At 74.6% G+C, this 15592-nt stretch carries 10 protein-coding genes; 6 read left to right on the top strand and 4 right to left on the bottom strand.

The genetic code is table 11. The features are described from left to right. Positions 1-3 precede the first annotated feature (3 nt). A complete protein-coding gene (locus tag SM452_RS05750; protein WP_262011908.1) occupies positions 4-372 on the bottom strand; it encodes a MerR family transcriptional regulator in 369 nt (122 codons plus the stop codon). A gap of 311 nt (positions 373-683) precedes the next feature. Between SM452_RS05750 and SM452_RS05745 the strand changes: the two genes are divergently transcribed. Beyond that, positions 684-2804 (top strand): cellulase family glycosylhydrolase, encoded by a 2121-nt coding sequence (locus SM452_RS05745; RefSeq protein WP_463839429.1) that lies wholly within the window; start codon positions 684-686, stop codon positions 2802-2804. 47 nt (positions 2805-2851) lie between these two features. Here SM452_RS05745 and rph read toward each other — a convergent pair whose 3' ends face one another. Next, complete coding sequence (gene rph / locus SM452_RS05740; RefSeq protein WP_355509774.1) at positions 2852-5449, bottom strand: rifamycin-inactivating phosphotransferase; 2598 nt, start codon at positions 5447-5449, stop codon at positions 2852-2854. A gap of 310 nt (positions 5450-5759) precedes the next feature. Here rph and SM452_RS05735 point away from each other — a divergent pair, with 310 nt between their 5' ends. Both SM452_RS05735 and SM452_RS05730 read left to right on the top strand, forming a co-directional pair. Then, the gene (locus SM452_RS05735) at positions 5760-9911 is read left to right on the top strand and encodes a SpoIIE family protein phosphatase (protein WP_463839428.1); all 4152 of its coding nucleotides are present in this window, start codon (positions 5760-5762) and stop codon (positions 9909-9911) included. Next, a complete protein-coding gene (locus SM452_RS05730) occupies positions 9908-10207 on the top strand; it encodes an STAS domain-containing protein (protein ID WP_262011911.1) in 300 nt (99 codons plus the stop codon). Before SM452_RS05735 ends, SM452_RS05730 begins: the two co-directional genes overlap by 4 nt. Before the next feature lie 77 nt (positions 10208-10284). On the opposite strand, the gene SM452_RS05725 is transcribed toward SM452_RS05730, so the two are convergent. Both SM452_RS05725 and SM452_RS05720 read right to left on the bottom strand, forming a co-directional pair. After that, positions 10285-11166, bottom strand: coding sequence for a universal stress protein (locus tag SM452_RS05725; protein WP_262011912.1), 882 nt, complete (start codon positions 11164-11166; stop codon positions 10285-10287). Positions 11167-11199: 33 nt separating this feature from the next. Continuing rightward, positions 11200-13860, bottom strand: a complete 2661-nt coding sequence (locus SM452_RS05720) for a cation-translocating P-type ATPase (protein WP_463839427.1) — start codon at positions 13858-13860, stop codon at positions 11200-11202. A gap of 109 nt (positions 13861-13969) precedes the next feature. Between SM452_RS05720 and SM452_RS05715 the strand changes: the two genes are divergently transcribed. The 3 genes from SM452_RS05715 to SM452_RS05705 are packed head-to-tail and all read left to right on the top strand — an operon-like array spanning position 13970 to position 15520. Continuing rightward, a complete protein-coding gene (locus SM452_RS05715) occupies positions 13970-14782 on the top strand; it encodes a hypothetical protein (protein WP_262011914.1) in 813 nt (270 codons plus the stop codon). Between the two features lie 41 nt (positions 14783-14823). Next, positions 14824-15012 carry a hypothetical protein gene (locus SM452_RS05710; RefSeq protein WP_013286843.1) on the top strand — a complete coding sequence of 63 codons (189 nt, stop codon included), beginning with the start codon at positions 14824-14826 and terminating at the stop codon, positions 15010-15012. Positions 15013-15046: 34 nt separating this feature from the next. Next, positions 15047-15520, top strand: a complete 474-nt coding sequence (locus SM452_RS05705) for a hypothetical protein (protein ID WP_463839426.1) — start codon at positions 15047-15049, stop codon at positions 15518-15520. The last annotated feature ends 72 nt before the right edge of the window (positions 15521-15592 follow it).

The raw sequence follows: 15592 nt of genomic DNA, 5'->3' as shown, positions 1-15592 counted from the left end.
CGTTCAGGCGGCCCGATCCCGGGTGTCCTCGGTCACGCTCATGTCGGACACGACGTCGTCGAGCACCGCGACGGCGTGCGCGAGCCGCGCCATCTCGGCGGTCATCCGGGCCCGCTCCTCGCGCAGCCGGTCGGTGAGCCACGAGGTGCGGATCTCCGGATCGGTCACGCAGGGCAGCAGCTCGGCCATCCGGCGGCTGCTCAGCCCGGCGTCGAACAGCCGCTGGATGAGCCGGACCCGGTCCACCGCCGACTCGGCGAAGACCCGCTGCCCGCTCGGTGTCCGCACGGCGGCGAGCAGGCCCTGCTGCTCGTAGTACCGGATGGACCGGGCGCTCACCCCGGTACGCGCCGACAGCTCCCCGATCCGCATCGCGCCCCCCCGTGTCAGTGCGTCCCCGCCCGCCCGCCGGGCAGCGGCGCCCGGGCCGGCGGTGGGTGCTCACGACGATACCGGCGACCGGGCCGCGCGTCGTTCCCGCAAGCGGGGGCCTCCGGTACAGTAATCGACTGCCGACGATGTTATCGGTCACATCGATACGGTCGGCAGCCGCGGGAGCCTCGCCACTCGTCGCGCGCGCCCCGGGCAGGCGCCGCGCACCGGAACGTCGCCGGCCGCCGCACGCAGGCGGCCCGCCGCGCATCCGGCACCGACCGCACGCCTGCACGGCGAGGAGCCCTTTCATGAGTGAGCACAACGTCCGACAGGTCCGCCGGCGGATCGGCCTGGTGGCCGCCGTCGTGGCCCTCACGGTCGCCGGCGGCCTGACCGTCACCGGCAACGCCCAGGCCGCCGCCGGCTGCCGCGTCACCTATACGGTGCCGTCGCAGTGGCCGGGCGGCTTCACCGCCGACGTCACGATCGCCAACCTGGGCAGCCCGGTCAACGGCTGGAATCTGACCTGGACGTTCCCGTCCGGGCAGCGGGTGACGCAGGCGTGGAACGCGACGGTCACCGCGGCCGGTCCCCGCCAGACCGCGAAGAGCATGAGCTACAACGCCACGATCGGCACCGACGCCAGCGTGTCCTTCGGGTTCAACGGGGCCTGGACGGGCAGCAACACGGCACCCACCTCGTTCGCGCTCAACGGCGTCACCTGCGACGGCAGCGGCGGCGCGCCGACCTCCACCCCACCGCCCTCGCCGTCGGCGTCGGTCTCGCGCTCCCCGTCACCGTCGCCGTCCACCTCGCCGCCGCCGACCGGGTCGCCGTCCGACGACGCGATGAGCACGGTGGCCGACATGCAGCCCGGCTGGGGGCTGGGAAACACGTTCGACGCCATCCCGGACGAGACGTCGTGGGGCAACCCGCCGGTCACGCAGGCGCTGCTGCACCACGTTCGCTCCCAGGGCTACCGCAGCATCCGCATCCCGGTGACCTGGAGCAACCACCACGGCCCCGCACCCGACCACACCATCGACGCAGCCTGGCTGAGCCGGATCCGTCAGGTGGTCGACTGGGCACTGGCCGAGGACCTCTACGTGCTGATCAACCTGCATCACGACTCATGGCAGTGGATCAACGCCTATCCCGGTGACCGGAGCACTGTGATGAACCGGTACACCGCCTTGTGGACCCAGATCGCCACCGCCTTCCGCGGCCACTCGTCGAAGCTGCTCTTCGAGAGCATCAACGAGCCGCAGTTCACCGGCACGGCGGGCGACACGCAGAGCGACGAGGTGCTGGACGAGCTGAACACCGCATTCGTGCGCCTCGTACGCCGCACCGGTGGGAACAACGCCGACCGCGTACTCGTGCTGCCCACCCTGCACACCAGCTCCGAGCAGGCGCGGCTCGACGCCCTGTCGGCCACGATCGGCCGGCTCCAGGACGACCACATCGCGGCAACCGTCCACTTCTACGGGTGGTGGCCGTTCAGCGTCAACATCGCCGGCGGCACCCGGTACGACGCCAACGTCGAACAGGACATGGTCGACGGCTTCAACCGGGTACGCGACACGTTCGTCGCCCGGGGTATCCCGGTGATCATCGGCGAGTGGGCGCTGCTCAGCTACGACTACACGCGGCCCGGCATCATCGAGCGCGGGGAGTTGCTCAAGTTCTTCGAGGCCGTCGGCTACCACGCCCGCAGCAGAGGTCTCACCACGGTCCTCTGGGACGCCGGCTCGTTCCTCAACCGCAACGATCTCCAGTGGCGCGATCCCGGCCTGTTCGCCCTGATGAAGGCGAGCTGGACCACCCGCTCCGCCACCGCGTCCTCGGACCGGATCCACGTGTCCCGCACCGGCGCCGTCACCGCGAAGGCGCTCACGCTCGATCTCCACGGCACGTCGTTCCAAGGACTGTGGCAGGGTGACACCAGGCTGACCGAGGGCGCCGACTACACAGTGTCCGGCACCACACTCACGCTGACCGGAACGGCCGTGGCGCGGCTGGCCGGTGACCGCGCCCCCGGCGTCAACGCCACCGTCGAAACCCGCTTCTCCGCCGGCGTGCCGTGGCGGATCAGCGTCGTCTCGTACGATCCGCCGACGCAGTCCGCGGCGACCGGCACGACCGGCGCCTTCGCCGTCCCCACCCGGTTCAACGGCGACGAGCTGGCCACGATGGAGGCGAAGTACGCCGACGGCAGCCCCGCCGGACCGGCGAACTGGACCCCGTACAAGGAGTTCTGGACGCACTTCCAGCCCGACTACGCCGCGAACATGATCCTCCTGAAGCCGGAGTTCTTCGCCGAGGTCGACGACGGCCCGGTCACGCTCACCTTCCACTTCTGGAGCGGCACCCAGGTCACGTACCGGATAGTCAGGTCCGGAGACACGGTGACCGGCAGCCCCGCCTGACCGGCGCTCCGGGTCCCGGCGGGGCACGCCGGGACCCGGACCGGCCGTCAGGACAGCAGCTCGACGTACCCGTCGGTGCCGTGCACGCGGATCCGCACGCCGTCGGGGATCAACCGGGTCGCGTCCGGTACCGCCACCACCGCGGGCAGGCCGTACTCGCGGGCGATCACCGCGCCGTGCGTCATCAGGCCGCCCACCTCCGTCACCAGGCCCGCGACTGCGACGAACAGCGGCGTCCAGCTCGGGTCGGTGTGCGCGGTGACGAGGATGTCGCCCGGCTCCAGGTCGGCACCGGCCAGGTCCGTCACGACCCGCGCCCGCCCCTCGACGACGCCGGCCGAGACCGCCAGCCCGGCCAGGGCGCCCGGCGGTACGTCGTCCCGCCGGTACGAGCCGTTGAGGGCCTCGCCGTCGGAGGTGAGCACCCGGGGCGGGGTGAGCGCCTGGTGCGACCGGAACTCCTCCCGGCGCCTGCGGATCAGCCCGGCGTCCACCCGCCCGGTGGCCGCGACCTCCCGGAACTCGTCGAAGGTGAGGTAGTAGACGTCCTCCGGGTCGGCGAGCACACCGGCGCGCGCCAGCCGACCGGCTTCCGCCATGAGCGCCTGCTTGTAGACGGCGTAGCGGCTCACGATGTCGTACTTCGGGTACTCCCGGTAGCCGGCGAACGTCCGTACCCGCTCGATCGCGGCCTGCGTCTCGGTGGCCTTGCGCTCGCCGTCGGGCAGCGCGCGCAGGCGGTCCAGCACCTCCCGGGCCTTCGCCTCGGCCCGCTCCCGGCCTTCGGCGAAGCGGCGCGCGGCGGCGCCCGGGGCGAAGGTGCGGACGTTGTCCAGGATCAGCGGCACGAGCGTGGCCGGGCGTTCGCTCCACCGTGGCCGGGTGATGTCGATCTCGCCGACGCAGCGCATGCCGTACCGGTCCAGGTAGCCCTCGACGGCCTCGCGCACCCGCGCGCCGCCGGGCAGCTTCGGCAGCTCGTCCAGGAACCCGTCGTCGGCGGCGTCCCGCAGGAACGCCACCACCTCGGGGTACGCGCGGACCACGTCGGCCACGTCGAGCAGCGCCAGGCCCATCTCGGCGGTGACGTTGCCGGGCGCGGACAGCGTGAGCGTGTCGGCGGCGTCGCGTTCGCCGAGCCACTCCCCCAGCTTGTCGTTGAGCCACCAGGTGGCCTGCATCCCCGCCATGATCACCTGGGCGCTCAACGGATCGGTGAGCACCCGCTTGTGCTCGGCGAACGCCTCGGCCAGGAAGTCGAACAGCTCGGGTCCGGAGCGGCCGCGGACGTCGCGGCGCAGGGCGGCGAGAGACTCCCGGCTGCGTTCGACGAGCGTGGTGACGATCGCCGGGTCGGTGTCGATCGGGGGTGGCGGTCCGCCCGCGGGCGGGCCGGCCGGGGCCGGTTCCGGCGCGGCCGGTACGACGTCCCGGGCGAGGACCGTCTCCAGCGCGTCCCGGGTGAGCGGGTCGGCCCGGCCGATCATGCCCAGGAACGCGGCCCGGCCCGCCGCCGTGGACAGGTGCGGCGTGGCGTCGACGAACAGCCGGCCACCCGCCTCGTGCATCGGCGCCATGGCGGTCAGCCGCCACATCGACAGGCCCAGCGGCCTCATCGCGTCGGTCATCATCTGCTGGTGGCCGACCGACAGGTAGACGTGGAACCGCCCGTCGGCGGCGGCCGCCGGCACCGGGAACAGCGTGGTGATCGGCCGGCTCTGGAGGATGTGGACGTCGTCCCCGGTCACTGCCCACTCGACGTCCTGCGGGCAGCCGAAGTACGCCTCGATCCGCCGGCCCAGCGCGGCGAGGCGTACCGCCTGCGCGTCGGTCAGCGCGGGCTGGGCCTGCCGCGCCGGGTCGACCGGCGTCTCCCGGGTGCCGCCGCCGGGCGCCGCGTACACCGCCCGCGCCTTCGCGCCGATCGCCCGGCCGACCACCGCGCCGTCGCGCACCGTGAAGACGTCCGGGTTCACCAGGCCGGAGACCAGTGCCTCGCCGAGACCGAAGCCGGCCTCCACCGACACCACCGTCCGGTCGCCGGTGACCGGGTCGGCGGTGAACATGACCCCCGCCGCGTCCGGGACGACCATCAGCTGCACCACCACCGCCATCTCCACGGCCCGGTCGTCGATGCCGTGGCGCCGCCGGTAGGTCACCGCACGGTCGGTGAACAGCGAGGCCCAGCAGCGGCTGACGTGCCGCAGCACCTCGGCCGCGCCGACCACGTTCAGGTAGGTGTCCTGCTGGCCGGCGAACGAGGCGTCCGGCAGGTCCTCCGCCGTCGCGCTCGACCGCACGGCGTACGCGGCGTCCGCGCCGAGCCCGGCCAGCGCGGCGGTGACCGCCGCCGCGACCTCGCCCGGCAGCGCGGCCCGCTCGACCGCGCGACGGACCTCGGCGGCGGCCGCGCGGATCGCCGCCGGGTCGTCCGCGTCCGCGCGGGCGAGCCGCTCCAGCGGGCCGGCCAGCGCCGGCGTCCGCGCCACGGCCAGCCGGAACGCGTCGGTGGTGACGCAGAAACCCGGAGGTACGCGCGCCCCGTCGATCCTCTTCAGCGCCCCCAGGTGCGCGCCCTTGCCCCCCACCGCGGCGATCCGCGTCTCGTCCACCTCGTGCAGTTGCCACACGTACCGTCCGGTCATGCCGTGCCCCCGTTTTCGCAGCTCGACCCGCATCGGCCGATGATTCTGCGGCATCACCGGGGTCTTGCGGCAAGACCCGGGGTGCGATATACGTTGATAGTGGCGAGGAGATCTGTCTCCTTGCCTTTCGTTATGCCGCAGCCTTTCGTTTTTCCGCACCACCAACCCCTGCCTGGCCCGCTGCCGTCACGTGAGTCAGATCTCCCCGCCCCGGGTGGAGTGCCGGGGGCGCGACGGGGCAAGAAGCGACCACGAGGCCGCGACGTGGCCCGGACGAGCGGGACCGGACGGGGTGGGGGAGACTCGGGCGATGAGCGGCGCTGACACCGACCCGCATACGCGTGCCGACGTCTTCGCCGTGGACGCGGAGATCGGGCCGGACCTGGCGCGGATCGACTGGTCGGCGCATCCCCTGGGACCGCCGGACACCTGGCCGCAGAGCCTGCGGACCGCGGTACGGATCCTGCTGTCCTCCCGGTTCCCGATGTGGATGGCCTGGGGGCCGCAGCTCAGCTTCTTCTGCAACGCCGCCTACCGGCGGGACACGCTCGGCCGCAAGTACCCGTGGGCGCTGGGGCTGCCGGCGAACGAGGTGTGGGCGGAGATCTGGGACGACATCGGCCCCCGCGTCGACACCGTGCTGCGCACCGGCGAGGCGACCTGGGACGAAGGGCTGCTGCTGTTCCTGGAACGCGCCGGCTACCGGGAGGAGACCTACCACACGTTCTCCTACAGCCCGCTGCGCGACGACGACGGCGGCCTGGTCGGGATGCTCTGCGTGGTCAGCGAGGACACCGAGCGGGTCATCGGCGAGCGGCGGATGGCGACGCTGCGCGACCTCGGCTCGGATCCGAGCGTCATCCGCACCGAGCAGGAGACGCTCGCGTTCGTCAGCCGCCAGCTGGCCCGCAACCCGCAGGACCTGCCGTTCACGCTCACCTACCTGTACGACGACGACGGCGGGGCCCGGCTGGTGGAGGCGACCGGCCTGCCGGACGGGCACCCGGCGGCCCCGGCCACGCTGTCGCTCGGCGACCCGGCCGCGCCGTGGCCTGCCGGCGACCTCACCGAGGGCGATTCGGTGCGGGTCGGGCTCGACGGCCCGCCCTTCGCGGACCTGCCGGCGGGCGCCTGGCCCGCCGCGCCGGCCGAGGCGCTGCTGGTGCCGCTGCGGCAACAGGGCGGGGCCCCGTACGGGTTCCTGGTCGCCGGGCTGAACCGCTACCGGGCGCTCGACGACGGGTACCGCGGCTTCGTGGAGCTGACCGCCGGGCACCTGGCCACCGGCATCGCCAGCGCCCGCAGCTACCAGGCACAGCAGCGGCGGGCCGAGGAACTCGCCGAGCTGGACCGCGCGAAGACCGCCTTCTTCTCCAACATCAGCCACGAGTTCCGCACCCCGCTCACCTTGATCATGGGACCGCTGGACGAGCTGCGCGGCCGGCTGCCGGACGCCGACGAGCAGGTCCGCGCCGAGCTGGACGTCATCCGCCGCAACGGCCTGCGCCTGGGCAAGCTGGTCAACAGCCTGCTCGACTTCTCCCGGATCGAGGCCGGCCGGATGCAGGCCCGCTACGAGCCGGTCGACCTGGCCGCGGTGACCGCCGACCTGGCGAGCGTCTTCCGGTCGGCGATCGAACGGGCCGGCCTGTCCTTCGAGGTCGACTGCCCGCCCCTGCCCGAGCCGGTGCACCTGGACCTCGGCATGTGGGAGAAGGTGGTGCTGAACCTGCTCAGCAACGCGCTGAAGTTCACCTTCGACGGCGCCATCCGGGTGGAGCTGCGCGGCGAGGCCGACACCGCGGTGCTGCGGATCTCCGACACCGGTATCGGCGTACCCGCCGACGAGATGCCGCGCCTGTTCGAGCGGTTCCACCGCATCGAGAACGCCCGCTCCCGCTCCGACGAGGGCAGCGGCATCGGCCTGGCCCTGGTTCGGGAGCTGGTCACGCTGCACGGCGGCGGCATCGACGCGATCAGCACCGTGGGCCGGGGCACCACCTTCACCATCCGGCTGCCGTTCGGCACCGGCCACCTGCCGGCCGACGCGCTCGCCCCGGCGGGCACCGGCCGGACGCCGGCGTCGGCCGAGCCGTTCGTGCAGGAGGCGCTGCGCTGGCTGCCGGCCGAACCGGGCACCGCCGCCGGCGGCGGGGACGTCCCGGCCGGCGGACCGCTCCAGCCGCTGCCCGACGGGGCGCAGGCCCGCGTCCTGGTGGCCGACGACAACGCCGACATGCGGGAGTACCTCACCCGGCTGCTGCGTTCGGCCGGGCACGAGGTGCACGCGGTCGCCGACGGGCAGGCCGCGCTGGACGCCGCCCGCGCGCACACCCCCGACCTGGTGGTCAGCGACGTGATGATGCCCCGGCTCGACGGCCTGCAACTGGTCGCCGCGCTGCGCGCCGACCAGCGGACGGCCGGCACCCCGGTGCTGCTGCTGTCCGCCCGCGCCGGGCAGGAGGCCTCGATCGAAGGGCTGGAAGCAGGCGCCGACGACTACCTGGTCAAGCCGTTCCCGGCCGCCGAGCTGCTGGCCCGCGTACGGGCGAACGTGGAGCTGGCCCGGCTGCGCAACCACCACGCCCGCTGGCGTACCGCGCTCGTCGACTCGCTGCAGGAGGCGTTCTTCGTCTGCGACGAGGACGGCGCGGTGGTCGAGATCAACGCGGCGTTCACCGGCATCCTCGGCTACGGGACCGAAGGGCTGCCCTATCCGGCGGTGCACCCGTGGTGGCCGGACCGGGAGGCCGAGCCCGAGGCGCACCGCCAGGTGGCGGAGGCGTTCTCGAGACTCGTGGGGCAGACCCGGGGCACGTACACCGTGCCGGTGACCCACCGCGACGGGCACCGGATCTGGATCTCGGCCGCGTTCAACCAGGTCGACGATCCGGACACCGGCCGCCGGGTGATCGTCGGCACGTTCCGTGACGTCACCGCCGAGCACTACGCGGTGCAGCGGGAGACCGCCCTCGCCGGGCTCAGCATGCGGCTGTCGCAGGCGGACGACCTCACCGACGCGCTGCACGGGGTGCTGGACGAGCTGCGCAAGCTGTGGCGGGCCGCCGGCGTGCTCACGGCCGTCTTCGGCGACCCGCCCGTCCCCGAGGTGACCGCCACCGACCCGGCGGCACGGTGGGACACGCTGCCGCAGGAGCGCCGGCAGGCGCTGCTCGCGCTGCGGGACACCCCGCTGCTGACCCCGGTGGCGACGCGTACGCACGGCGCCGGCATCGCCGTCGAGCACCCGGACGGCACCATGGCACTCTGGATCGACCTGGGCGAGAAGCGGCCCTTCACCGAGCAGGACCAGACGCTGCTGGCGCTGCTGGCCGGCCACATCGGGCAAGGGCTGCACCGGGTGCACCAGATCGACCAGCAGCGGGAGACCGCGCTGGCCCTGCAACGGGCGATCCTCGGCCCGGCGCAGCTCCCCGCCGGTTTCGCGGTGCGGTACTCCCCCGCTGCGATGCCGCTCAAGGTCGGCGGCGACTGGTACGACACCGTGGAGCTGCCGGACGGGCGCATCGGCATCGTGGTCGGCGACTGCGTGGGCCACGGCCTTCAGGCCGCGACGGTGATGGGGCAGCTGCGCAGCGCCTGCCGCGCACTGCTGTTGCAGGGCCCGAGCCCGGCCCGGACGCTCGAGGCGCTGGACCGGTTCGCCGCGCTGCTGCCGGGCGCGTCCTGCGCCACCGTCTTCTGCGGCGTGCTGGACCCGGCCACCGGCCTGATGCGCTACTCCAGCGCCGGTCACCCACCGGCCATCGTGGTCCGCGCCGACGGCACTCCCGAACTGCTGCAGCACGGCCGGTCCCGGCCGCTGGCCGTACGACCCGGGCAGGAACGTCCGGAGGCGGAGGCGACGGTGCCGCCGCGCGCCACCCTGATGCTCTACACCGACGGCCTGGTGGAACGCCGCCGCCAGCCGATCACCGCCGGCATCTCCCGCGCCACCGACGCCATCCAGCAGGGCCATCACGCGCCGGTCGAGGTGCTGGCGACCGAGATCATGGACCGGCTCACCCCGGACGGGGGCTACCACGACGACGTGGCCCTGCTGCTCTACCGCCACCCCGGGCCGCTGGAACTGGAGTTCCCGGCCGAGTCGACGCGCCTGGCCGAGGTCCGCACCGCGCTGCGGGGATGGCTGGAGCGCTGCGGGCTGGCCCCGGCCCACGCGTACAACATCCTGGTGGCGGCCGGGGAGGCGTGCGCCAACGCGGTCGAGCACGGGCACCGCGACGACCCGGGCGGACGGATCCGGCTGCGTGCCGCCGCCACCGCCGGCGGCCTGCGCCTGAGCGTCACCGACAGCGGCCACTGGCGCGACCGGGACCAGCCTCCCGACCCGCACCGCGGCCGGGGACTCGTGCTCATGCGCGCGCTGATGGACAACATCAGCGTCACCCCGGGGGCCACCGGCACCACCGTCGACATGCAGGCGAGGATCACGCCATGAGCACGTCCCTGACCCTGACCACGAGCGACAGTCCGGACGGCGTCCGCGTGCTGGCAGCCGTCGGTGAGATCGACATGAGCAACGCGTCCACCTTCGCCGACGCGCTGGCCGAAGCCGTACGCCCCGACGGCGAACCCCTGGTCGTGGACCTCACGAAGGTGGAGTACCTGGACAGCGCCGGGCTGGCCGCGCTGTTCCCGCACGCCGACCGGATCGCGCTGATCGCCGGCCCGCTGCTGGAGCCGCTGCTGACCATCTCCGGGCTGGCCGACCTCACCACGGTCCGCAGCGCCTGACGCCGTCGGGGCGTCAGGCGCTGTCGCGGGGGTCGGGCACAGTCGGCGTTCTCGCCTGGTCGGGCGCGGTCGCGAGGTCAGGCGCCGTTGCGCACGATCACCAGCGGCGAGTGGGCGTGGTGCAGCACCGCGTGGCTGACCGAGCCGAGCAGCAGCCCGCCCAGCGCGCCCCGGCCGTGCGCGCCGACCACCACGAGCTGGGCGTCCTTCGACTCCTCCACAAGCACCCGGGCCGGGGCGCCGCGCAGCGACCGCTGCCGTACCGGCACGTCCGGGTAACGCTCGGCCCAGCCGGCGATCGACTCGGCGAGGACGCGCCGGGACTCCTCGGCGAGCGCCTCCGGGTCGTACACCAGCGGCAGGATGTCGCCGGGGCCGATCGGGGTGGGGTACAGCCAGGCGTGCACCACGATCAGCGACGCGCCCCGGCGGGCGGCCTCCTCGTACGCGTACCCGACCGCCGCGGTGGACAGCTCGGAGCCGTCCACGCCGACCACGATCGGGCCGTCGGCGCGCGCCTCGCCACGCGTCACCAGCACCGGGCAGTGTGCGCGGGCCGACACCTGGAGCGTGACCGAGCCGATCAGCAGACCGGCGAACCCGCCCAGGCCCCGGTGGCCGAGCACGATCAGCGCCGCCTCGCGGGACTCGGCGACCAGCACCGCAGCCGGTGCGCCGTCGACCACCACGCCGGTGACCGGGACGTCCGGGGCGACCTTGCCGGCCTCGGCGACCGCCTCGGCGACGACCCGTTCGGCCTGGTTGCGCAGGCCGGCGCCGGCGGGCGCGCCCGGGGCCGGGGTGAGCGGCGCGCGGGTCAACGGCCAGATGAACGCGTGGACGACCTGCAGCGGCCGGTTCCGGTCGGCGGCCTCGCGGGCGGCGACCCGGACCGCGTCCAGCGAGGCGGCGGAGCCGTCCACGCCCACCACGACGGGGGCCTGCGAGTGGATCGTCATGTCGTCCTCCTTCACTCGTGCTCAGCCTGCCGGTCAGGCGGCCGGCCCGGCAGGGTCCGGGGTCACGGCGTGAGGGCCGTTGGTCCCGCGGAGACGGCGGGTCAGCCGCAGCACCAGCCCCGGCAACACGCCGATCGCGGCGCAGGCGAGCAGGTCGAGCGCGCTGAGCGGGGACGTGCCGAGCAGCTCGCGCAGCGGCGGCAGCAGCACGCCCGCCACCTGGAGCACAGCGGAGACCGCTACCGCCACCGGCAGCGCGAGGTTGCGCTCGCGCGAGCCCGGGGTACGGATCGCGCGGACCGCCAGCGCCACGCCGAGCTGGGCCAGGCCGAGCACCACGAACACCACCGACTGCCACGGCCGGTCGGCCGCCGCGGCCCACACCCCGGCGCCCAGCGTCGCCGCGGCGATCAGCCCGCCGGTGACCAGCACGTCCCGGCCCAGGCCGGCGCCGAGGACCGACTCCTGCGGGGAGCGGGGCGGCCGGCGCAGCGTGCCCGGCTCGGCCGGCTCCGCGCCGAGCGCCACGCCGGGGACGCCGTGGGTGAGCAGGTTGATCCAGAGGATCTGCGCCGGCAGCAGCGGCACCGGCAGGCCGAACAGCGGGCCGAGCAGCATCACCGCGATCTCGGCCACGCCACCGGCGAGCGCGTAGCGCAGGAACCGGCGGATGTTGTCGTAGATCCGGCGGCCCTCGCCGATGGCGGTCGCCACGGTGGTCAGGTCGTCGTCGACGAGCACCAGGTCGGAGGCCTGCCGGGCCACCTCGGTGCCGCCACCCATGGCCACGCCGATGTCCGCGCGGCGCAGCGCCGGGGCGTCGTTGACGCCGTCGCCGGTCATCGCCACCACGTGCCCCCGGTTCTGGAGGCCGGCGATGATGTCGAGCTTCTGTTCCGGCTGGGTCCGCGCGTACACCCGGGTCTCGGGGTGGGCGCGGCCCGGGTCGCCGTCGTCACCGTTGGCGAGCGGGTCGCCGTCGCGCCAGAGCCCGAGCCGTCCGCCGATGGCGGCGGCGGTCGCCGGGTGGTCGCCGGTGATGAGGACCAGCCGGATGCCTGCCTCCTCGAAGCCCGCGGCGATGCCGGGCGCCGCGGCGCGCAGCGGGTCGCCGACCGCGACCAGGCCCAGCGGGCGCAGGCCGGTCGGCCGGGCCGGGTCGGGCAGGGTGTCGACCACCGCGGAGGCCACCGCCAGCACGCGCAGCCCTTCGGTGGCGAGCCGGTGCGCGGCGTCGGTCAGCTCGGCCAGTTCCGCGGCGTCGGCGTCCACCAGCGGCGCGGCCAGCAGGTTCTCCGGCGCGCCCTTGCAGACCACCAGGTAGCGCCCGTCGCAGCGGCGGTGCACGGTGGTCATCCGGCGCAGGTCCTGGTCGAACGGGGCCTCCGCCACGCGGGGCCAGGCGTCGCGGGTGGTGTCCGGGTCCAGGCCGCAGCGGGCGCCGAACGTGACGAGCGCGGCCTCCAGCGGATCACCGATCGCCGTCCACTCGGGCCGCTCGTCGGTCGGCGGCGTCACAGTGGCGTCGTTGCAGAGCAGCCCGGCGCGGGCGAGGGCGCGCAGCTCGTCGGGGGCGCTCACCGGCTCGCCCCGGTGGTGCACCTCGCCGCCGGGCGCGTAGCCGGTGCCGGTGACGGCGTAGCGGTCGCGGCCGGGGACGACCGCGTACTGCACCGCCATCCGGCCCTCGGTGAGCGTGCCGGTCTTGTCGGAGGCGATCACGGTGACCGAACCGAGGGTCTCCACCGCGTGCAGCCGGCGGGGGATGGCGCGGCTGCCGGCCATCCGGCGCGCGCCCAGGGCGAGCGCCAGCGTGACGACGGCGGGCAGCGACTCCGGTACGGCCGCCACCACGAGGCTGACGGCGGTGACGGCCATCTGCGTGACCGGCCGCCCGTCGAGCACGCCGATGGCGAAGACCAGCCCGGAGAGCACCACGGCGGTCAGGCCGAGCACCCGGCCGAGCGAGGACAGGCGTCGTTGCAGCGGGGTGGGCGCCGGCCGGGTCGCCGCGACCAGGGCGCTGATCCGGCCCAGCGCGCTCGCCGCGCCGGTACGCGCCACGGTTCCGGTGGCGCGGCCGGTGGTGACCACGGTGCCGGCGCTCGCCTCCTCCCCCGCGACCCGGGCCACCGGCACCGACTCGCCGGTCAGCGCCGACTCGTCCAGGCTGAGGCGTACCGCGTCGGTGAGATCGAGGTCGGCCGGCACCACGTCGCCCGCCTCCAGCCGGACCAGGTCGCCCCGGACCAGGTCGGCGGCGGGCAGCACGAGGTCACGGCCGTCGCGGACCACACGCGCGGTCGGCGCGGCGAGCCGGTCCAGCGCGGCGACGGCCCGGTCGGCGCGTACCTCCTGCACCACGCCGATCGCCGTGTTGATCAGGACGACCAGCACGATCACGGCGGTGTCCGGGTAGTCGCGCAGCAACGTGGTCACCACGGCGGCGGCCAGCAGCAGCGCCACCAGCGGGTCGGTGAGCTGGCGGAACACCCGGCCGGCCAGCCCGCGCTTGCGCGGGGCGGCAACGGTGTTCGGGCCGTCGGCGCGCAGCCGGGCGGCCGCCTCGGCCGAGCCGAGCCCGGTCGCGGGGGCCGGAGAGATCTCGGTGGGCGTCGTCGCTGTCGCCGGCCCGCCGTTGATCACCACATCGTCCTCCATGTCGTCGCCGCCCGCGCCGGGCAATCCCAGCATGCCGCGCGACCCTACGTGGGTCGCAGGGCCGAGGGCCTGTCGGGCCCGGGACCAACGGCCCCCGCGTACGGGGCAGCGCGGCGCCCGGCGCGCCGGTAACGTCCGCGCGGTGAACCGGACACGCAGCGCCACCGGGCCGACACCTCCGTCCCGTCACCGGTGGGTGCGGTGGACGCTCGCGGTGCTCCTGCTCGCGTCGGCGGGGTGCGGGAGGGGACTCGGGGAGGAGAGCGGCGACGCGCTGGCGCGCGACACCGCGGCGGCGGAGGCGAAGCAGCTCAACACGGAGCTGGGGCACCGCAACCGGGCGCGGGACGCCGGGTCGATCGCGGCGGCCGAGATCGTCCAGGAGCCGAAGGACGCCGCGTCCGGCGGCGGTGCGACGGTCCGGCGGGAGGCGCTGGCCTGGTCCGGCCGCACCGCCGGGAACGAGCGGGCCACCGTCGACGTGCGGTTCGTGGTGACAGTCCCGGAGCGGCCGCCGGTGTCGATCGGCGGCGCGAGCAACAGCGCCGGTGAGGCCACGCGCTGCTACCGCTACGAGTTCGAGCTCTACCGCTACACGACGTACCACGAGATCGACTGTCCGAGCGGCCCCGCTCCCTCGCCGCCCACCGCCGCGCCGGTGCCGAGGGTGCCCGAGGACGGGCGGCAGCGGCTCACCGCAGTGCTGCGCACCGCCACCCCGGACACGCTGGCGGGCGCTGTGCGGGCGGCCTTCCCGCAGGACTGGATCACCGTCGACACGACGGTGCACGAGGGCGCGCTCGTCGCCGCCGTCGGCGTACCGGCCGAACGGGACTGCCTCCTGCTCGTCCGCACACCGGCCGGGAAGATCGAATCCCCCGGGTACGACCGGATCTGGCTGGAGCCGGGCGAGACCGGCTGCAAGACCGGCCTGTACGTGGCGCCGCCGCGCTGACGTACCGGTTTGCCGCGTGGCCGCCGGGGCACCTGACGGTCATGACGGATCCGGAGCAGTTCCAGCGGCAGCAGGAGGGCGCGCTCGAGCGCGGGCAGGTGTTCCAGGACGCCGAGGGGCGGCGTACCCGGGACCCGGGCGCCGGGGCGGAGAACGCGGAGAGCGAGGCCGACCGCAACGCCGAGCGTCTGGCGCGCGGCGAGGTGGGCCCGGGCGTCCCCGAGGACTGACGTGCCGAGGCGGTTGTCAATGTAGCGTTGACAGGTGACCCTGGACCACCTGTCCGAGATCGCCGCGGCCCGGGTCCGGCTGGACGACCGCGAGCTTGACCTGATCGACCGGGCCCGGCACGGCGGCGCCACCTGGGCCGAGATCGCGCGGGCGCTGGGCCTGGGCAGCCGGCAGGCCGCCGAGCAGCGCCGGCAACGCCTCGTCGCGGCCCGGCGGACCCGCCTGTCCCGGCTCGATCCGGTCGGTGCCCCCGACCTGCCTGTGCTGCGGGCGGCGGTCACCGACCTGCACCGCTGGATCGAGGCGGACCGCGCGTGGGACGGCCGTTTCCCCCGCGCGGCGTTGACGCGCCGCACCTGCGCGCTCGCGCTGGACGCCGACGCCGGGCCGCTGCACACGCTGGCCGCGCACCTCGCCGACGACCTGGCCGGGGCGGGGCGGCGGCTGCCCGCTCCGGCACGCGACGCCGCCCTGCGTATCGCCGCCGCCTTGTCAACATCGCATTGACGATTGCTCTAGGCATTGCCCCCTGACGGCTCAACTCCGGAGGATGTGAGTCCACCAGGCTCAACCTCACGG

Source organism: Micromonospora sp. SYSU B005, from assembly GCF_055362685.1.
The sequence above is the reverse complement of the archived record's forward strand: the minus strand, read 5'-3'. Positions and strand labels throughout refer to the sequence as shown.